This window comes from Polaromonas sp. P1_G2 (assembly GCF_056405515.1).
Genome location: NZ_JBFUBY010001329.1, coordinates 1 through 422, shown reverse-complemented (window position 1 = coordinate 422; position 422 = coordinate 1). Strand labels below are relative to the sequence as shown.

The following is a 422-nucleotide window of genomic DNA, read 5'->3' as shown; positions in this document are numbered from 1 at the left end:
GGGCGGGCTGGCCTATTTCGTCGGAACCTTCCGCGCCGGGGCTGAAACCGGCCTGTTGGCCGCATGCCTGTTGCTGGCGGTCGTCATCGCCTACCTGACATTGGAAGGCTGGCCCGGTTGGCCGCCGGTGTCCTCCAAGCAGAAGCTGCCTTTCATCCTCGCCGCGGGTGCGATCGTATTCGGATTTTGGCCAATCGCGCTTCGGAAGTTGGGAACAAAGGGCATCATGGTGGTGTTTGCCGCGCTCTTGATTGTGCCGCTGTTGTTGATCGGTACGCATATCGTAGCGCGGAAACCAGTGGAGTTCTCGATTGCCGCCGCCGCTCTGGCCGTGACCCTGATTTCAACCATGCTGACGCGCGATCATGCCGCCCTTCCGCGGCCGATACAGGTCGCGCAGATCGCTGCCGGCACATCGGCAC

1 protein-coding gene is annotated in these 422 nt (G+C 62.6%); it reads left to right on the top strand.

Going from position 1 to position 422, the window contains the following annotated elements; translation table 11 throughout:
* Positions 1 to 422: hypothetical protein (locus AC1D0P_RS30400; RefSeq protein WP_477680133.1), on the top strand; the 422-nt coding region annotated here is incomplete at both ends.